We start from the raw sequence: 20,870 nt of genomic DNA on the forward strand, positions 1-20,870 counted from the left end.
CCGTCCCCGTTCCGGAGGGGTCGCAGTTCGCCCTCTTGCAGAAGAAGGCCGAATTGAGTAAATTTACGGAAGAATTTCTTGTAAGCGAGGCTATGAAGATGAGCGACCGTGAATACGAACTCTACGTGGAAAAGAAGCATGCCCGTGCGGAAGGCCTTGAGGAAGGACGTGCTGAAGGTCGCGAAGAGGGACGTGCGGAGGGCCGCGCTGAAGGTGCCGACGCCAAAGCTCGTGAAATGGCAAAGAAAATGCTTGAAAAGAACAAGCCGATCGAGGAAATCATCGAATTCACCGGTTTGACCGAATCTGACATTCTCACCATCAAGGCAACGCTTTCCTAAAACAAACCCTTAGCAAAATTCTAAAACGGGCGACTTTTGTACAGCCGCCCGTTTTCTTTAAAATTTTCACTTTTGCTTCAACAAGCTCAGCACAGGCTTGGGAAGCCCATGCTTTTCATCTTAGTAGATGAAATGGCATTGAGCCGAGCACCTTTGACGCTCGGCTGATGTCGTTTAGTATATAAACGGACATTTGGCCGCACACCTGCGACGTGCGGCCGATGCTGTTTATTAGTATATAAACAACATCTCCCTATACTTCGGCAGAGGCCACATTTCGTCGGGCACCACCTTTTCGAGGCCATCGACAACCTTGCGCAATGCGGCCATCGCATCGAGAATGCCTTCGTGCAGGCCGTTCAGACTTTCTTCCATCGTTGCGATGGCGGCACTCAAGTTCTTGACGCCTTCACCCAGAGACTTCACGTAGGCATCGACGCCGGGGAAGCCCTGGTTCAAAGCCATCTCGTTTGTCTTGAGGGCGCTAGAGTAAGCCTCGACGACCTTCGGCAAGATGATGTTTTTGGCCATGTCGCGGCAGACTTCGCCTTCGATGTGGATGCGCTTGTGGAAATCTTCGACGTTGATTTCGTAGCGGGACTCCATTTCGCGGCGGTTCATGACGCCATACTTTTCGAACAACTGAATATTTTCTTCCTTGGTCAAAGCCTTGAGGGCTTCCACAGAAGTGCGGATGTTCGGAAGGCCGCGGCGTTCAGCTTCGGCAACCCATTCATCGGTGTAGCCGTTGCCGTTGAAAATCACGCGCTTGTGTTCCTTCACGATCTTCTGCAAAATCTTTTGCAGGCCCGTGTGGAAGTTCTTTTCGTCGAGCTTTTCGAGCTGTTCCGAAATCATGTCGAACGCTTCGGCCACGATGGTGTTCAGAACCACGTTCGGTTCGGAGCAGCTCTGGCTACTACCCGGTGCACGGAATTCGAACTTGTTGCCGGTGAAGGCGAACGGAGAAGTTCTGTTGCGGTCGGTGGCGTCGCGCGGGAGGGCCGGGAGCATGTCGGCACCGATGCGGAGTGCACCGGCTTGCTTGCTTGACTTGGGCACGCCTTGTTCGATCTGTTCGATGACGTCCATGAGCTGGTCGCCGAGGAACATGGAAACGATTGCCGGAGGAGCTTCGTTTGCACCGAGGCGATGGTCGTTGCCGGCGCCAGCAGTCGTCATGCGGAGCAAGTCAGCGTGGGTGTCGACAGCGTAAATGATGGCGCAGAGCGTGGTGAGGAACACGGCGTTCTGGTGCGGGTCCTTACCCGGATTGAGCAAGTTACCCTTACCGTAAGACACGGACCAGTTGTTGTGTTTGCCGGAACCGTTCACGCCAGCGAAAGGCTTTTCGTGGAGCAAGCAAACGAGACCATTCTTGTCGGCCACATTGCGGAGCACTTCCATGATTTGCATATTGTGGTCGCAAGCGAGGTTCACTTCTTCGAACATCGGGGCCAGTTCGAACTGGGCAGGCGCAACTTCGTTGTGGCGGGTCTTCGCCGGAATGCCGAGCTTCCAAAGTTCGATTTCCACTTCGTTCATGAAGTTCAGAATGCGAGCCGGGATGCTACCGAAGTAGTGGTCATCCATCTGTTGGTGCTTCGCGGGTGCGGCACCGAACAGCGTGCGGCCTGCCTGGTACAGGTCCGGGCGTTGCAGGTAAAAGCGCTTGTCGATCAGGAAGTATTCCTGTTCGGCACCGAGCGTGACCGTCGTCTTCTTGGGACCCGCCTTGAAGCAGGTCATAAGGCGGCGGGTAGATTTAGAAAGAGCTTGCAAACTGCGCAGAAGCGGAGTCTTCTTGTCGAGCGCTTCACCGGTGTAGCTGCAGAACGCCGTCGGAATGCAGAGCGTAGCCCCGTTGCCGTGACGCTTGAGGAATGCCGGGCTGGTCGGATCCCAGGCGGTATAGCCGCGGGCTTCAAACGTGGAACGGAGTCCCCCGCTCGGGAAGCTAGAAGCGTCCGGTTCGCCGACAATCAGGTTCTTGCCGCTAAAGGCCATAATGGCGCGGCAACCGTCAGGTTCAAGGAAGGAGTCATGCTTTTCGGCTGTGGAACCGGTGAGCGGCTGGAACCAGTGGGTAAAGTGCGTGGCACCGCGGTCCATCGCCCACTTCTTCATGGCGTGGGCCACATCGCCTGCGATACTCGGATCGAGGGCGGCACCTTCGTTAATGGTTGCAATCAGCTTTTCGCAGACATCCTTGGGCAAGTATTCGCGCATGGCGTCGATGTTGAACACGTCTTCGCCGTAGAAATCCACATTCACCGGACCGGCCGGCTTGACGGGCGCGGTAGGGGCCTTTGCGATTTCGTTGATGGTCTTTTTGCGGTAGCTTACGCTCATTTTGAACCTCATTTTTTATGCATTGTCATCGCGCACTTGTTGCGCAATCACCGTTTTCGGAAGAAATTAGGAATAAAAACTGGGGTTGGCACCCAAAATTTACAGGTTTTGAAACAAAATGTTTTACAATATTGTATAATTAAGGTATATTATTACATTATTGTAAAACAAGTAAGGCGTTGTATGAGCAAAGGGAGATCCTTCGACTCCGAGGCTACGCCTCTACGCTCAGGATGACAAATTGAACGATGCTGAAGAAATAGAGAAGCTGAAAGCGGAGATCCGCGAGCTACGCGACATTATCGACGAAAAGCCCGGCAAAATGGTCGGCAACAGCGGCGAAATGCGCGAGGTCTACAAGCAAATTAAGAAGTGCGCCAAGAACGACGCACAGGTGCTTATCTACGGCAACGACGGCACGGGCAAGGAACTCACGGCCCACACCATCGCAGAACTTTCCGCGCGCAAGGAACACCCCTTTGTCGTGATGGGCTGCGCAAACTTGAGCGAAGGCTTCGGCAACCCCGCAAATACTTTCGAAAGTGAACTCTTTGGCTACGAACGCGGGGCCTTCATCGGCGCAAGCAGCCGACACCTGGGCAAAGCCGAAATTGCAAATGGCGGCACACTCTTTCTGGACGACGTCTCGGCACTCAGCCCGAAAAGCCAGGAGATTCTGCTGCGGTTCATGCAAGACCAAAGCTTTTACCGCCAAGGAGGCAACATCCACCTGCATAGCGACGTGCGCCTGATTGCCGCATCGAGCAAGAATCTCGAAGATATGATGCTGCAGAAGCTTTTCCGCGAAGACTTATTCTACCGCCTGAACATCGTGCAGATAACGCTCCCCGACTTGGCGCAGCGCAAAAGCGACATTCTACTTTTGGCAGAACATTTTATTTCGCAAGTGAATCTCAAGTACGGCACGCATGTGGTGCGACTCTCGACGCCCGCGATCAACATGCTCATGAGTTACCATTGGCCAGGCAACGTGCAAGAGCTCGAGAACTGCATCGAGCGCGCAGCCCTCGCCACCAGCGACGACTGCATCCATTCGCACAACCTGCCGCCCACCTTGCAGACCGACGAATCGGCCCGCAAGCCCATGCTCCCGAACAAGATTGCGCCGCTCTCGACTCTCATGGACACCTACGAAAAAGAAATCCTGAGCGAGGCCTTAAAAAGAAACGGCGGCAACATGTCTGCTGCCGCACGCGATTTAAGTATTTCGCCGAGAGTCATGCACTACAAGGTGCACCGATTGAACATTTCTATCACCGAGTAATGTTCCGTCAGGATCTTTCCCATTCGGGGACCACGCGCACTAAGTCAACAAAAGCATATAAGGCGAACGCCGCGACGGAATGTTTACATTCTGGCATGGTTGAGCCGAAATTGCGGACGCCAAAGGCGTCCACTTGCCAAGTGCTGTCCGCCGTCACCACTTCATGGCCCCGGAAGACTTGAAAAGGCAGAGGCCGTTAATGACGGCGCAACCGCTACTTCACATTCACCTGAGCAGCGTCCTTGCCCACGCGAACCGTATAGCTGCCGGATTCGGGAACTTCCACACGCTGAGACCCATTCGAAATGACGCCGCGTTTCACGACACGACCATTCACATCGAGAACCATCAAGCGAGCGCCAAGCTTAGCCTCTTCGATAGTAAATCCGCGAGCACTCGCATACACATTGAAACGGGTTCCAACTTCTTTGAAGGTTGCCGTATACACGCCATCCCTCAGCACCCATTTGTCAAAGGCGAAAGTTACCTTGCCCTTGGTGTAGTTCGCCGGAATTACATCGTCAAGCGCACGGGCAATCGTCACATCGGCACGGTCTGTATAGATGACCTCAATTTCACCCTTAATACCGTTGGCATCGTAGCGAACCGTCTTCTGGAACAGCGGATACAGACTCTTGTTGCCATAATCCGTTTCGCGCATCGCTCTCACGCGGTCGCCGCGGCCCTTGGCCTTTGTATACCAGCCTTTGAATACCCAAGTCGTATCCGCCTCCATAACGGCAACAGGCAATTTCGTCACCTCACCATATTTATATCCCGCAAAATCCTCAACCAATTCAGCACCTGCAGGCAAATGGAAGTTTATCTTGAACAAAAGGTTCCCGACCTTCACAAATAGCGGTTCGTAAACGCCCGTCTCGGCATTTAGAACAAACTTTGCAAATTCGTATTCATACAGAGAATCGGCAGCCTTGGTCGGAAGCGGAATGACGGGATCATGACTTGCAAAGGCATCCTTGATCAGCTTCTGCAGTTCTTCATCCGTCTTAAACTTGGAATCCTTAATGTTAATATGAATGGTATCCTTCGCTCCGGTTCCATAAGCAACGACAATTTCTTTCGGTCGCGCCGTTTCTTCAAAGAACGGTTCGTACACGGCTAGCGAATCAGACACCCATTTCAAGGAATACAGAACCCTGTCCGTATTGTCCTTAGTCGGCAAGTCAATCGCAGGCTCATGAGACAGCAAAGCCTCACTAATGGCATTGCTCACCAACGAATCCGATTCTACGTCGCCCACATTCACCCACAAGGTATCCTTGTCTTCAGATCCATAATGGACCTTAACAAGTTTAGACCAATACGGATACAGCATCAAGTCCGCATCGTTTCCATACTTGCCACCAAATTCATATTCCTTAGCTCCCCCTTCGGTTAAGGCCCATCCATCGTGAAGGAAACTGACCCTGTAATTTTCGTTATAGTAGGAATACTTGTCCGAGGAAAGCACTAACGTATCGCCATGGGTTTTGTAATCAATTTCCACAGAACCCATGCCACGAGCACCTGCGGAATAAATCACTTCGTACTGTTTCGGAGTCCATTTCGCATACAAAGTAACCGCACCGAATGAACCTGCTGAAATCTGGGTTGCCAACTGGGTATATTCGGCATCGTAATACCAACCGTCGAACAGGTAGCCGTTTCTTTCCTTCGCAGAGTCCAGAACGATCGTTTCGCTTTCAATCGTATAATTGCCGGGATTCGACTCGCTGTTTTCGCCACCGTCCATCTTGTAGGTGATGGCGTAGGATTCCAGATTCCACTTGGCGTACAAGGTAATGTCTTTCGTAATAGCTGTTTCAAAGTCAAAAGCGTTCTGGCAAGCGGCTTCGGTAAACCATCCTCCAAAGGTATAACCGTTCGCAGTCGGTTCCGGCTTTACCGCCTTGCCGTTCTTTTTAATCTGCTGGGACTGCAATTCCGCGCCTTTTCCCTGTTCATCAAAAGCAACGGTATAGGTCGCATTGGTCGACCAAACGGCATAATAAGTCAAGCCCTCATCAGCAACGCCCAACTGAGCCAAAGGTTCCGTTGCCGTCTTGGTTTTTGCCCACCCCGTAAAATAGTACATATCGCTAGAAGCATCAATATAAGCAGCCGGAGCGGCAACCGCAACGATTGAGTCTCCCAAGCCTATTTTCTTCACGACAACGGTCGAATTCACATCGTTGTTATAGTCGAAGGAAACTTCGACTGCCTTTTTCCAAACCGCATAAACCGTACCTTGACCATAAACCGTATCGATAACGTTTGATGTCACCGGAGCTGTCGCGGCTGGATCCAAGGACCATCCCCAAAAATGCTGTCGCCCTCATAAATCGGAGTCGTAATTTCGGCACTTGTCACCAACTCACCAAAACGAAGGTACTTGACCGTTTTTGCACCTTCCGGGAATTTACCGCCATTAGCATTGAACTTAATCGTGAAAATGGTTTCATTCTTGTCGTTTTTCGAAACACCCTGGTTGGTAATGTGGTTACCCGTAGACCACACACCCTCTTTAGAGCAGCTCGAACCATCCCATTCGCCTTCGTTCAAGATACAGGCAATTTGATTCTCATTTAGAACAGATGCAGAAAAAACTCCGTCTGAAGATCCCAGAGCGACGCCCTTATCCACATCGTTCTCGTCATAATAGGAGTTCTTTACAAGCGTCGTATTTCCTTCGTAACGGAAACCGATTACGCCTCCATCTCGGGCAATGGAATCGTTGATAAACTTACCACCATCATAAACGCACGATTCTATTTTGACATCGTTCTTTGCCTGACCGATGATACCTCCCACATAGGCTTCGCTTCCTGATATCTGAATCGAGATGATACTTAGGTTGTTCTTAATGGTTCCCGCATCTGCGTTGCCGACAATGCCGCCGACAGCCTGGCCCTTACCGCTGTTATAGATAATACCCGATGCATAGCAGCCTTCGACCGTTCCTGTCTTCTGCCAGGCGACAACAGTACCCACACTGATTTTATTGTTATCCCCTTTAAGAATCGATCCAATATCGGTCGTGGCCTTGATGTATACGCTGTCTAGAACCACATCTTTTACGGTTCCACCATTTAAGGCTGCAATAAAGGCAATATTCTGTCCATAATCTCTATTAATACTAGAAATATGGTCACTGCTAATGTTCAAATTCCTGATAACCACGTGGTTACCGTCAAATGTACCTTTATAGTTTCTATCGCCTTTACCGGCGGCAATAGGAACAAAGGGCTTGTGGTTCATGTCAATATAGTTCGCCACCACTTTGGCATTCAATCCCACGCTGCCATTCAATGAATTCACGGTATCCGAAAACCACGCCAGGTTGGCCGCCGATTCAATCAGGAAAAAGTCCTTGCCATCGATTTTTTCCTTTTTGGCAGGAGTCTTGGTTACACCATCCCAAACATCTGCCCACGCAGACTGAAAACCCAATAAAAGGACAAGCAGGGAAAGCATTCTAACGAGAGAAATCTTGCCGGTTTTCATAATTATCCTCTTGCACTCATTTTTCCGTTCAACAAAAACAAGGAAGACTCAAAATCTCCTTCTTCGCATAAAACTAACTATTTTTTTACATAAAGTTCATTTTTTTTAATTTTTTTTTGCGCAAGACCTATTTTTTACTTATTTTTTGTAATTGGAACTCTTTTACAGGAGTTGGGTAAACGATTATGAGCATTTTTCGCAAGATTTTGACAACCTGCAGTCTGTTCGCGGTCATCGGTTTTGCACAGGAAGCCGCACCGGAGTCTGCGCCGACACCCCAGGATTCGGCCGCCACGGAAGCCGCCGATTGGGATTCCACCCCGACAACGGTCGACCCGAACGCCACAGCCACCCCCGCACCAAGCGATTCCACTGAAGCGAAACGGCCCGCCGACACAACCGCCGTTGCCGACAGCGCCGCTACCGATAGCGTGCAAGTTGCCGATTCTACAGCAACCGAAGCTGATACGGCCAAGGTCAAGCCCCGCAATAAGATTACTTATGCCGAATATCAGGCGAAAGTCAAGGCATCCGCCAAGAAACGCTCCAGGACGCTTCACCACGGTCTGACCGTCATGGACGCCAACTTCCAGGATAAGAGATACGGTCACATGGAAGAAGACGCCGTATGGGGTTCCGGAGTCGGCCTTTACTATTTCTACCGCCGCTACTTCGGCCACTATCTCGGTTTCCAGGGAAGGCTCGGTGCCAACTACCGCTATTCCCGCTGGAATTTCGACAAAGATCATATTAAAGGGAAAACTTCTGACGGCACGCCCTACGAAACAGTCCACAACGTAGACCGTAAGTACCACAACTTTGCCGCCGACCTTCCGCTCACCCTGAAACTGGGGCACCATATCAAGCAGACGACAGCATTTATCTTCTTGAGTGCGACAGTCGACATCACCAAGCCTATCTACGAAATGGTCGATACCGAAAACCGCCTGTACCTTGAATCGTTCGGCGACGCCTCTGCAGAGGAACTGGAAAGAATCACCAAGTACGGCGACAACCCGTTTCCCCTGTACGAAAGCCACCAGACCAACAAGAGTTTCGGCATCAAGGACTGGGAAACCAGCGCATGGCTCGGAGCAGGTATCGAAAGCAGGCTCATTTCGGTGGAATTCCAGGTTTACGGTATCGGTGGCGCGACGAGCGACAACCACAGGTACCATCACTTAGGTCACGACTCCAACTTCTCTTGGCGTCTGCTCCTCGACTTCAGCATCAGGTAATCGGAGTATTTTTATGACACAGAACATGTTGAAAAAAATCGTATTACCGTTAGCCGCAACCGCCGCGCTCTATTTTGGCGCATGCGGAAGCGAGAACCCCATCGAGATCGAGAACAAGGCCGATGCCAAATTCCATTGGGACTACAAGGTCGCCCTTGACAGCATCGCCCAAAAGCTGGACGAATCGGACTACTACGAATGTTACGACAACACTCGCGGTTTTGTGGAAAACAACAAGGAACGTTGCGACACCTTTATTGACCAGTATGTCAAGGACGCGGGTGACAACGCCCTCAGCATGAAGACCGTCATCACAATGGTTCGTGACAGCATCAACTACAACGACAAGGGAACCTATATCGGTGACGGCAACGATCCGAAGATTAACTACCTGCGGACCAACAAGATGCTTTCCGTCTCGCTGACAAGTTACAAGCGTACCGCCAAGTCCATCAAGCCTGAAGTTCGCTTTTTAATCAAGACCTATATCGAACAGGAGCCCTCGGAATACGAACCTCTCTCGGCTCTCGCCCTCGACACAACCGATATCAAGGAATGGACTGGTGAAAAGAATATCGCAATCCAGCTGCCTCGCGGTATTGACGGTATGAAGATTTGCCCCGTATTGCGCGACAAGATCGAGCAGGACGAATACTATGACGACGAGGACTTGCTGGACGAAAAGAACTGCATCGAAGTCAAGAACCTCGGATGGGTCAAGGAAGACAATTCCAAGAGCGAAAAGACTTCCCTGGAAAGTGCCGACATCCAATGGAAATGGCACTTGTACACCATCAAGTAATTTATTCTGTTTATAATGAAATGAGGCGACCGACAAGGCCGCCTTTTTTGTAGCAAGGAATATGATTGAGTCGCAAGAAAAAGTCACCCCGGGCTGGTCCGGGGTAGATGCTAGAACGCGCGGAAGCGGAGAGTCTTCTGCTGCCTGCCACTCATGACCACGGCGATGTAACTGCCCTGCGGAAGGCTTCCGTTACAGCCGAATTCTACGAGGGCATTGCCCGAGCCGCGGCGGATATCGACGAGGTGGCCGTTCACATTGTAGAGGCGGGCTTCGAAATCGCTTTCGGCGTGAACCATAAGAGCGACCGAGGCGCGGGACATCGACACGGCGCGCACTTCAAACGCACGGCTTGCCACCGGAGTTTCAGTCGGAATAAACGACGGGTCGCTTTCGAAATTGAACCAGTCCACGTTCATGAGGAAGTTGCTTTCGCCGGAGTAATTGAAACGGAGCGTCTGCTCTCCCTTTTCAAGTTTGACTGTCGTAGAAGTTTCGTACCAGTCGTTCCAGCCATTCGTCTTGGCGGAATCCACCGTAAGAGTCGCAAGCGCCTTGCCCATAGAATCAACCACCGTAATCGTTGACTTTTCTTCGGCATCAGAAGCCACACGAGCAGTCAACTTGTACATTCCCGCCACAGGCACCTTCACGCGGTATTCGGTGTAGTCGCCATCGTTGATCCAGCCCACATTCAGGTTGCCGCTTTCGTCGGGTTCCACCTGCACGCCGTCCATTCCGGAATAGTCTTCCGCTTCAATCTTTGCAGGGAGCGTTACCGCCTCGAACGGCTGATTCGTAATCTTCAGGTTTGCGTCGAATTCGTACTTTGCACCCGCTGCAGCAATAAAGCTTGCGGAGTTACCCTTGTATTCCACATTCAGGAGTTCCTTGTTCGTAGCGCTAATGACAAGGTAAGCGAGGGCGCCGCCCTTCCACGCCATGGAATCGACGGTGAATCCGCCGCGGGCGCGAATTCCTGTAATGGAACCGTCCTTCCACTGCGACGGAAGCGCCGGAAGAATGCGGATCTTTCCGTTGTGGCTCTGCATGAGCATTTCATTCACACCGGAAACTGCGCCGAAGTTACCGTCAATCTGGAACGGCGGATGCGCATCGAAAAGGTTGTTGTAGGTCTTGCTCGGAGTCAAGAGCATACGGATCATCTTGTATGCGTGATCGCCATCGTGCATACGCGCCCAGAAGTTGATTTTCCACGCGAGAGACCAACCCGTCGCATCGTCGCCGCGCTGTTCCAATGTAACCCCCGCACCCTTGATCAGGTCAGGAGTTTCCTCGTGGTTTATCTGAGCACTCGGGAAAAGGCCGTAAAGGTGAGAAATGTGGCGATTGTGGTTGGTCGGGTCGTCCCAGTCATCGAACCATTCCATAATCTGGCCGTACTTCCCCGTTCTCGTGGGAGGAAGTCGTTTGACCGTGGCCTGCATCTGCGCCTGCAAATCGGCATCGACTCCGAGAACCTTCGCCGCCTCGATGGTGTAATTCAGCACATCGCGGATAATCTGATTGTCCATCGTCGGGCCAAAGCACACGTGGTAGCCGCTGTGGTCGTTTTCCGGAGAATCGCTCGGGGCCGTCACTAGGTACTTCTTGCCGCTCACCGGTTCTTCAACGAGGCTGTTCAGATAAAATAAAGCGGCACCCTTCATGGTCGGGTAAACATCCTTGAGGTATTCCTTATCCGGGTTGTACAGATAATGTTCCCAGAGATGCGTCGTAAGCCAGCCCGAACCTGTCGGCCACATTCCCCAAGTGCCATCGATCGGAGCGGAACGGTTCCAAAGGTCGGTATTGTGGTGCTCCACCCAGCCTTCGTCAACACCCCAATGCACCTTAGCGGTCTTTTCGCCCTGCGGCACCATGCTCTTGATTTTGTCAATGAGTGGCCACACGCTTTCGCCGAGGTTCGCCGATTCGGCCAGCCAATAGTTCATTTCGAGGTTAATGTTCGTGGTGTACTTGCTGCCCCAAACCGGGTTCGTGTCCTTGTTCCAAATACCCTGCAAATTCGCAGGCTGGCCGCCCTTGCGGGAACTTGCAATCAGCAAGTAACGACCGTACTGATAATGGAGTTCTACGAGCGAGGGGTCGTTCGTGGAATTAAAATTCTTGACACGCGTCGTCGTGACATCGCCTGCGCTCTGGTCGGGTTCGCCCAGGTTCAGCGAAACGCGATTGAATATCGTCTGGTAATCTTTGAGGTGCGCCGCGAGCAAGTCGTCGTAAGATTTTTTGGCCACCTTCGACATAATATCAGAGGCGATCGCGCCCGGGCTGCCCGAGACATCGTTGTACGACTTGAAGTTCGTGGCCGTGGTGAGCACGAGCATTGCCGAGTTTGCGCCCTGCACCGAAATGTTCCCGTTCGCAACTGATACCGTACCGCCGTCTGCCACCACGTTCAAGCGATTCTGAAACTTGATGGAATTCACCGTCACATCGTAAACGAGCGTGTTGCCGTTGCTGGACATGCTGTTGCTACGGTGCGGAGTCGTCATAGTGGCACCGAAACTCACCTTGCCCTTTTCGCTTGCCGTGAGGTGCACCACGATCACGTGGTCCGGGTAACTCGCAAAATATTCGCGGGTATAATTAACGCCGCCTGCCGTATAAGTCGTCTTTGCAATAGCCGTCTTGAGGTCCAGTTCGCGGCGGTAATTGGTAGCGCCCGAATGTGATGTGGTAATCACCAAGTCACCCACCGGCTGGAAACTTGCCGGACCGGGGCCAATCATGTAGTTCGACACGATGGATTCGGCAGTCCTGTAATCTCCGCGCCACAGGGCATCGCGGGCTTCCTTCAGGTGGCTTGCCGCCCCCTGCTTGTTGTTGTCACCCGGGCCGCCCGACCACACAGTACCTTCGTTCAGGCCGATAATGTCTTTTGTAACACCACCGTAAACAATGCCTCCCATATAACCGTTGCCAATGGGCAAGGCATCGGTAAACGAGGTACCCGCATCGGTATTATACCACAATTTCAGCGGATTTTCGGCGGCGAAAGCCATAGGCGCAAACACAGCCGTCCAAACCAACGAACCAAACACTAAGCCCAGCGTTCTCATAACGACTCCTAAAAATTTGCAACCAACCAGTATAAAGTTATACCCATATACACAAAAATGACCGTTTTCGCGGTCACTTTGCATTGATATTTTATCAAGGGTTATTTCACCTGCACACGGAGCGTCTTGCCGGAGCCGCGCACCAGGTAGATTCCCTTGGCAAGGCCAGCCTGTTTCAGGGTTTCGGTGAGCGAGAGGCCTGCGCGGTTATTGAAGACACCCATCAGGCGGCCGCTTGCGTTGAACACCTTCAGGGAGCGTTCCGCATTCGGCAAGAAGTTCATGCTGTAGGAGCGAATTGGGTTGGTCGCGAGTTCTTCCTTGGTGAGCGCGAACTGGATCCAGTCGATATTCACGTAGCTGCCGGTAAACTGCACGCGCAGCACATGGTCGCCCTTCTCGATTTCGCCAGTTTCGCCGTCCACGAGCGTATAGGTGTTCCAGTCTTCGGTCTGCGGCACCGCAATGGTATCGGTCACGGCCTTGCCGTCAAGGAACAGGCGGAAACTGCCGCCTTCAAGCCCGGTCGCCACGTTCGCACGGAACACGTACTTGCTTGCAAGAACCACGTTCACGCTGTATTCAAGCCATTCGCCCGCCTGGGTATAGCCGATAGCGTATCCCTTGCAATCCTGGGTATTGAGCGTGTCGGAACAGCCGAAGCCCACCACGTCCACGCCGTCTTCGCGATAGGTGTTGCCCTCGTTCACGAAGTCCTTGTCGCTATACGAAACGCTCTGGCCGCCCACATCGTAGTCTTCGGCCTGGATGATACCCGGAAGGGTCGCCACGACCTTGAAGGCTTCCTGCGTCACGGTGTTGCTGAAATCAGCCAGCGGGATTTCCTTGATGCCGCGGATGTACCGGAATTCCTTCTCGATACCGGCATTATTCACGACATTTTCGCTGTAGTAGTTACCGTCCTGCTGTAAGGTGTTCTGGCCGGCCTGATTTTGCCCCACGCCCGAGGGAGAATTCTTGAACACGTTTTCTTTCACGGTAAAGCCGCTGGAGCCTTCGTCCAGGTAAATGGGCACATTCCAGTAGTCGGCCCACTTGGAGGTTCCGTTATCATGGATATAGTTATGCTGGATTTCACTGCCGGTGCCCTGGTTACTCAGGGTGTAAATCGGGCCGGAGTCGCAAAGCAGGCGGGCAATATGGTGAATCTCGTTCCAGTTCACATGGTTGTTGGTCATGGCCGTCTGAGCCTTTGTCCAGCCAAAGCCAATGGAAATGCCGGAGTAATACGTGTAAGAGACTTCGTTATGTTCGATTACCACATAGCGCGGGTAACCGGCGCCAATACCTACGGCACCCTGATGCTCGTTCGTCACGTTGGTGACCAGGTTGTTCTTGACCGTATCGCGGGTGCTGATTTCGTCCTTGTCGCTCGGGTTGTAGGCGATGTGGATTTCGGTCGTAGAGTCCTGATAGAACTTGCCCAGCATAATGCCCGCAGCACCGATTTCGAAGAAGGCGTTGCCCTGAATCATGTCGTCGTTGGTGCCAGAGACAAAGTCGAGGCCCGTAGCTGCAATTTGCGAGAACACGTTGCCCTGCACCAAAAAATGATGCGCATTTTCGACACGGAACGCCGCATCGGGACGCCACAGCAAATACTTGTTGCTATTCAGTTTTTCCCAGTTTCCGCGGCTAGGATCCGGAAGAACGTCTACGTTGAAGTTTGCGGCCTGCAAATCCAGGAAGCCTTCTTCGCTGGGGCGGGTATAGTTGGAATGGGCGAAGGTCAAACCTTCAAAAGACATGTAGCCCACCTTGTTCTTGGTATCCTTACCCAAGACGCTGAACAAGGTATTAAGGCGGGGAGCAACCACGTGGGCGGTCGCCATGCTTTCGCCTTCACGGGGCTTGTAGTAAAGCGTTTGATTCTTTTCGTCCAGGTACCATTCACCCGGAGCGTCAATCAAATCGTAGGAGTTTTCGAGATAGAAAACCTGCTGCTTAGGCGGATTGCTCGCAAAAGCGGTGCCGAGCATCGGGTAAGCGCGATGGAACAGCTTGGTGCGTTCAGGATCCTTGGGAATGAGCTTTGCAGTACCGCCGTTCACCTGGGCCTTCTCCAGGCGCAAGATGTTTTCGGACCAGGCAATCATCAGGTGAATTTCGACATCCTCGATGTTCTTGATATTCTTGACGTAGTCTGCAGAGACATCGAAGGCGCGGCCCGTAGAGTCTACCTTCGTGAGGCGCACGAAATCGTGGTCGAAACCGCCGTTGCCTTTTTCCTTTGCGTCAATCACATTAGGGAAGCATGCGCGAACGGCCTTACGGTTGTTCACGTAAAGTTGGCGGAAACGGCCGTCGACACCTTCGGCTTTCCAGATGTTGTTCGCTTCGTCGTGCAGAGTCCAGCCGGTAATCTGCATGCCACCGGTAATCAAGGGTCTTTCACCATCGGCGGCCTTGTAACGCACGTAGTGACCGTCTTTACCGCCGTCGGCTTCGGTGAAGTTGACTGTAGACGGAAGTACATAGGTACCTTCGCGTAAAATCACCTCGATGTCACCCGTCATGGAGCCGTTAATAGCGCGCACGGCTTTTTGCGCCTGCGTAATCGTCTTGAAGGGAGCTTCTTTAGTACCCTTGGCGGCATCACTGCCCGAAGGGGAAACATAGAAGGTAGCTTGAGTGGCAGCTGTTGCGGCACCGGCAAAAGCGAGCGTGCCGCCAAACACCAAAGAAAGAATCTTTGTATCCATAAGAAACCTCACGAAAAATCCACACCAGTAAAAAAAATACCTTTTGCAGTCAAAAAAAGAGCTCCCTTTTCGGGAGTTCTCGTTGACAACTTATCAATGATTCAGCACAGGTCACTGAGCCTGCCGAAGTGATCCAACCAGGTTTACTTGATGCGGTGTCCGGTCAAGTCAAAGCGCACGCCATTCTTTTCGACAAACAGCTGGCCGCCCTGCTTGCGGAGGCGCGGGACCGAAGTCTTGGTAACGGATGCGGGCATGACTTCACGGATTCCCGTAGGCGCCTCGCAGGCCTCGCCTTCGCAGAACTTGAGCCAATCCACATTCACATAGCTACCTGCAATGGCAAGCCTTAGAATGTGTTCGCCAGCAGTAAGGTCCACCGCGCCAATATCGACTTCCTTGTACACATTCCAAGTCGTGTCGACCTTTTCGAATGTAATGGTATCGAGAAGCACCTTGCCGTCGACAAGCAACTGGATTTTCGAAGTCTCTGAAGCCGTCGCCACATTCGCGCGAACGCCGTATTTGCCATCGGCAGCGACCTTCACACTGTATTCAAGCCACTCGCCCGCCTCGGTGTAGCCAATTGCATAGCCCTTGCAGGCATCGCCGCCACAGGTTGCACCATCGAGGGTAACGACATCTACGGCATCTTCGCGGTAGGTCTCGCCCTTGTTGGCAGCATCCTTGTCGTAGAAACTGAAGCGGTTTCCGCCCTTGTCGTAATTCTCGGCCTCGATTTTTCCCGGAATCGCCGCAGGTTCGCCGCTATACGCCTCGCGCACAAGCGGGGTTGTCTCGACCGTATCGGCCCAGGCCATTTTCATGCGGTCCACGCCCGACTGGTTCACGATTTCAAGCTTGATGTTCGCCCCTTCGCCGCTGCGCTTGGTCATGCTATACCAGTCGCCATCGCGGAGCCCTGGCCAGTAGAAGCTGCCCATTTCCCATTCGCGCAACTGGTCGCTCATGCCGCGGATATAGGCCATAAAGTAGTTGGTCGGAGTAGAATTATAGTCCATGTAGTCGTAATGCACGCCCGCCTTGTCGCCAGGGCTCATGGCACCGCCCCATTCTGTACACACCGTGCGGTCTATGTACTTGCCCACCTTGCCCTTGAAGCTGTTTTTCCAGCCCTGTTCGGTGGTAATGCTCATGTTCCAGAAGGTGTATTCGTGCACGGCGAAAAGGCAACCTTCGAAACGCGGGTCGTCGGCAATGTCGGGCACATTCCACGCAAGGCCCGAACCATCGAGCAGAATATGGTCGCGTGGCACATTCGGGAATTTTTCGAGCCATGTGGCATACAAGTTGCGCAGTTCGTCCTTGCTGTACATGTGCGGCTCATTGAAAATTTCAAAATAGGCATTCGGGTGGTCGCCGTATTTTTCGACGATTTTTGCCCACATTTTCCACCAGTCATCCATGTTCTTCGGGCCAGAGGGCTGTGCAGGGCCCCAGTAGCCCATCACCAGGCGACCATGCTTGAGAGCCACATCCAAGGCGCCGGAATACATATCGAACGCTTTGAGAACCGTCGGTTCGTTCACCGGCATGCGCACGCTGTTCGTACCGAACAGCTCCTGGAACTGTCCTATGACGCGTTCGGCAACCACCGACGCCGACTGGTAATTGTCCGAAAGGCTTAAGCCCGAAAGCACCAGCACATCAGACACGAAATTATCGCGTTTATCCGCCCAGTTGACACCGCGGAACTGACTCGTAACGGCAAAAGAATTTACCGCCGAAATGGCCATTGCAGCCAAAATACCACAGGCAACCTGCCTGACCTTAAAACCAAACATCATGACACCTTCCTTTCCTCCCACCAAACTAACCTAGCTATAAATTACCTTTTGGGCGAAAAAAAAGAACCCCCTAAAAGGAGATTCTTTTGACATAATGTCAATGGGAAGTTAAAAACCCGATTTTCCGCGGCGTACGCCCCATAGGTAATCGTGCGAGCGGTGCACCGTATTCTTGCCGTCTACCACAATTTTGACTTCGAGGCGCGCAATATAGACGCCTGTGCCCACCAACCGCCCGTTTTGGGAGCGCATGTTCCAAGCAAGGAACACTTTACCCTTGTTTTTGAGGCAGCCTTCGTCGCCGTACACTTCTTTGTCGGAACACCTGATGGAACCCGACGTTCCGCCCACATACTGGCCAAATTGGCTAAAATAATACGTGCGGTAGTAAAGTTCGACTGCATTGTCGGCCACAACCGTCTTTTCGCCGCTGCGGTATTCTTCGAGGTTGTATTCGGTCACATCGCCCCGCTTGATTGCCTCGACCAGTTTTTCGCTCACCCCCGCCTCGACAAGTTCGGCATCCAGTTTTCCGCTACGGATCAATTCGAACATGTCGCCCTGAGTTACTGTCGTAACCCCGCCTATGGTAATGGTCGTGTCGCGGCTCGCTTCGATATTGGCTTCGGTCATGGTCGCAATCACGCCAAGTTCCTGTTCGCCCACAAAGGCCTTGTAGTTTTCTTCGGTAATGGAACCGTCCAAAATACCATTGATGGTCTGTTCGCTAAAACCGTACGACGTATCCAACAGATTCACGCGGATATCGTTGAACAACTGCGCAAGCGCTTCTTGTTCGCTAATGTTCGTAATAGTCGTGTCGTAATCGGTTTCGCTCCCTATGCGCGACTTGATAAAGATTTCCAGAGCATCGACTGCGTTTTTCGTCTGTTCCACCATGATTTTTGCGATATCGAAATCGAGAAGAGTCCCTTGCACGCCCAAGGAATCTGCTATCTGCTGGGCAGTCTGTGTCGTACCCGTAATGAGCTTCGGCTGCGTTACGGAATTGTTCTTGATAATGTCGTACGGGTCTTCGCCAAGAGCGACAACGCCCGGATTTTCTACGCCGAGATCCTGGTTTCCGGTAATTACGACCCACGGGTTTTCGGCATGCGGCGCATTGCCGACCAAATCACGTGCGGAGCCGCGAGGCGCAAAGCGAATCATGTCCCCGGCATTCGGGAGCACCGCATCCATTTCGCTTACGGCATAAACCAGCATCATTTGCGTACCCAAACCGCTCTGCAATACAGGCTTTTCGGGTACCTGATTCGAGCCCGAACGTATGCAGGTGAGTTCAAACATCTCGGCAAAGGCGGCCCTGGATTCATCCGCAATCGCTTCGCTAAAGGTAATGTTCAAAAATCTATTCCCGTCTTTGTTTTCGGTTTTCGAAGCCGCAAGAATAATGGGGCCAACGCCATCGGCAACAGGTTCATTTTCGATATAGAAACTGCTTATTTCGCCTTCGTTTTCGTAGGTGAACCAGTTATTCAAAGTCCCTGTGTAAACACCGGACGCATCGCCCGTAAATTGCCTGCTGCCAAAGCCGCAAACGCTCTTGCTGCATCCTTCGCCGGTCATGTCTTCAGCCGTGATCACGATATCGGTTTCGTTTATCACCTTGAATTTCGATGTCGGTTGGAACGATTCGCCAAAGGTAAACTGGATCGAATCAAGTCGGCTATTGCCCATGATAGAGCGCTCAAAATGCACATACAAACTATCTGCACGGCCGTCACCGTTTCTATCTACCACAATGGCGCGTTCTACACGGGGTGCAGGCGGTTCGGCAAATTTCAAGTTACTCCACACCGAAACACCCGCTGCAGCGCCCTTGGCCGTAAGGTTCACGCCCGACACAGGGGAATTCGCATGTACGTAGAACGTGGCGCGACCGTTTTCGTCGAGAGTCACGGCATTGATTTTCTTGCCGCCCACCGTATCTAAAATATCGATATCCGGGTTCGAGAAAGAAAGGTTAATCTTGCGGTTGTAATTGTTGACCTTCGCCCATTCTTCAAAGAAGGTAATGTTCACCTGGTAAGTCGCATACGCCCAGGGGCCAATTTGGGCGGTGTCGCCCGAAACCTCTTTACCGAGAATCGTCCAGTCTTCTTTTGCAAACGCGACACTCGGCACAGAATAAGAGGGCACCGTAATTTCGACCTTCACCATTTGACTCGGGTCCGCCTTGAGCGTGATCTCTAAAAAGTAATGGCCGGGGGCAAGCGCAAAGCTAGAAACAATCGCCGCAGAGTCAATGGAGAACGTAGAATCGCTCGTAATCTTGATACCTTCGTAATGGGTGCCAATGCCCAGAATTTCTGGCCCTGCGAGATTTCCGCCCGTAAGCTTGAAGGTAGACACGCCACCGGTCGTATCGAGCTCGGTAGAATTTGCATCAAAGTTGCAAGAAAGCTTGTTCGTCTTGTTTATCTGCCAGACTTCGTAAGTGGTGCCGCCGTCACGATTGTCCGACGACAAGAAGATTGACGCATCAACCTGCAAATCAATCGAGGTATGCATGCGGAAATTCGAAGAGCCCGTATGGCGTTCCACATAGAAAATATGGAAGTCGTAGATTTTGCCGGGAACAAGCATGTCGCCCGTATTCTGCCCGATGGTATCGAGATCCACAGCGCCCGCCACCTGGCCATGCTGCCCACCAATGTCTACCGCCAGGCGGTGGTCGATAAACACCCACACATCGTCGTCACCGTAAAAATCAAAATACTGCCCCGGAACGTATTCGAAGGTCGCCTGGATTTTTGCGGCATAGCCGAAGTTATGCTTTCCGATTTTTGTTCCCTTCAGTTGGTCGTAATAAGGGTTCGGAACCGTCTTCGCTTCGTCGAGAAATTCAAAATCGTCCAGCAGGAACATACCGTCCGAATTGGCCTCGTTGCCTTTAGAAATCTGGTCTTTGGAAACTTCAGCAAGCCAGAAACCTTCGTCGTCCATAGACACGTAAAGGTCGCGGCAAGTCATGTTGGTGTACTCGTTGCCTTCGTCGTCTTTGGCAATGACTTCGGGCAAAAACCAACTGTCGAGATGTTCCGTAATCTTGCATTTTTCGGGGAACGGATCTGCACGCACAGGGACTCCGTTTTCGCCGAGGTTGTATTCGACCATGCCTGTGACGGCCTTGTCCTTGCCGGAACATCCGCCCGAACCAAAGTCGGCACTGACTCCGTTTGCGGGGTCACCATTTTTGCCGCTACCGTCGCCGGCGCCTTTGGTACCGTGCAGCCAGTCGTAAACGGTCACGGGAATTTTCTTGAGCGGGCAATCGCCAAGTACGCCAGGGTAGCCCGAAAACTGCGCAGGAACATCGGTCTTGTAGCCCTGCACCCAAATGGTGTCCGAAAGTGTCGCCACGGAATCGAGCGATATTTCGCCCGCGGTCATAGGTTCTTCAGTCACCATGCCCTCGGCGCCCACGTAATTCAGGCCAACGGTCTGCTTGAAGTAGACGTTGAAATTCTTTTCGGGAGCGTCGACGGTCGCCTTGAACCAGCCACAATAATTGTCAAGCGCAGTCATTGTCGCCACGGAATCACCGTTCATGAACAAGACCGCATTGGTATTCGACCACGGCGTAAAAAACACCACCGTCTTTTCTGCCGAGGCAACGCCTGTGCCCAAAGCGGCGGCCAAGGCCGCCATTTTGAACTTATTCACCCAATTTACCATATAACCATCCCGGAGAACTTTCAAAATGTTCT

At 52.3% G+C, this 20,870-nt stretch carries 10 protein-coding genes and 1 pseudogene; 4 read left to right on the top strand and 7 right to left on the bottom strand.

Annotation, left to right across the window (positions count from 1 at the left end):
- Positions 1-341 (top strand): annotated as a pseudogene (locus BUA93_RS16335) (hypothetical protein); the annotation flags it as partial.
- A gap of 231 nt (positions 342-572) precedes the next feature.
- Here BUA93_RS16335 and BUA93_RS12250 read toward each other — a convergent pair.
- Positions 573-2,693, bottom strand: a complete 2,121-nt coding sequence (locus BUA93_RS12250) for a glutamine synthetase III family protein (protein ID WP_072799853.1) — start codon at positions 2,691-2,693, stop codon at positions 573-575.
- A 241-nt stretch (positions 2,694-2,934) separates the two neighbouring features.
- On the opposite strand from BUA93_RS12250, the gene BUA93_RS12255 reads away from it, so the two are divergent.
- Positions 2,935-3,978 (top strand): sigma-54 interaction domain-containing protein, encoded by a 1,044-nt coding sequence (locus BUA93_RS12255; RefSeq protein WP_072979844.1) that lies wholly within the window; start codon positions 2,935-2,937, stop codon positions 3,976-3,978.
- Between the two features lie 214 nt (positions 3,979-4,192).
- On the opposite strand, the gene BUA93_RS12260 is transcribed toward BUA93_RS12255, so the two are convergent.
- Entirely contained in the window at positions 4,193-6,286 is a 2,094-nt protein-coding gene (locus BUA93_RS12260) for an InlB B-repeat-containing protein (RefSeq protein ID WP_139258048.1), read from the bottom strand.
- Positions 6,259-7,482: a hypothetical protein gene (locus BUA93_RS12265; RefSeq protein WP_072979846.1), complete on the bottom strand. Its 1,224-nt coding sequence runs from the start codon at positions 7,480-7,482 to the stop codon at positions 6,259-6,261. Before BUA93_RS12265 ends, BUA93_RS12260 begins: the two co-directional genes overlap by 28 nt.
- Before the next feature lie 185 nt (positions 7,483-7,667).
- Here BUA93_RS12265 and BUA93_RS12270 point away from each other — a divergent pair, with 185 nt between their 5' ends.
- Both BUA93_RS12270 and BUA93_RS12275 read left to right on the top strand, forming a co-directional pair.
- Complete coding sequence (locus BUA93_RS12270) at positions 7,668-8,720, top strand: hypothetical protein (protein ID WP_072979847.1); 1,053 nt, start codon at positions 7,668-7,670, stop codon at positions 8,718-8,720.
- A gap of 13 nt (positions 8,721-8,733) precedes the next feature.
- Entirely contained in the window at positions 8,734-9,522 is a 789-nt protein-coding gene (locus BUA93_RS12275) for a hypothetical protein (protein ID WP_139258050.1), read from the top strand.
- Positions 9,523-9,632: 110 nt separating this feature from the next.
- Here the strand turns inward: BUA93_RS12275 and BUA93_RS12280 are convergent, their stop codons facing one another.
- From BUA93_RS12280 to BUA93_RS12295, 4 genes are all read right to left on the bottom strand, one after another.
- Complete coding sequence (locus tag BUA93_RS12280) at positions 9,633-12,608, bottom strand: glycosyl hydrolase family 95 catalytic domain-containing protein (protein ID WP_139258052.1); 2,976 nt, start codon at positions 12,606-12,608, stop codon at positions 9,633-9,635.
- A gap of 101 nt (positions 12,609-12,709) precedes the next feature.
- Positions 12,710-15,331 (bottom strand): carbohydrate-binding protein, encoded by a 2,622-nt coding sequence (locus BUA93_RS12285; RefSeq protein WP_072980034.1) that lies wholly within the window; start codon positions 15,329-15,331, stop codon positions 12,710-12,712.
- Between the two features lie 143 nt (positions 15,332-15,474).
- Positions 15,475-17,139 (bottom strand): carbohydrate-binding protein, encoded by a 1,665-nt coding sequence (locus BUA93_RS12290; protein ID WP_254793976.1) that lies wholly within the window; start codon positions 17,137-17,139, stop codon positions 15,475-15,477.
- Between the two features lie 108 nt (positions 17,140-17,247).
- Complete coding sequence (locus tag BUA93_RS12295; protein WP_254793977.1) at positions 17,248-20,826, bottom strand: fibro-slime domain-containing protein; 3,579 nt, start codon at positions 20,824-20,826, stop codon at positions 17,248-17,250.
- Positions 20,827-20,870 lie beyond the last annotated feature (44 nt).

The sequence above is a fragment of the Fibrobacter sp. UWH4 genome, from assembly GCF_900142475.1.
GTDB lineage: Bacteria > Fibrobacterota > Fibrobacteria > Fibrobacterales > Fibrobacteraceae > Fibrobacter.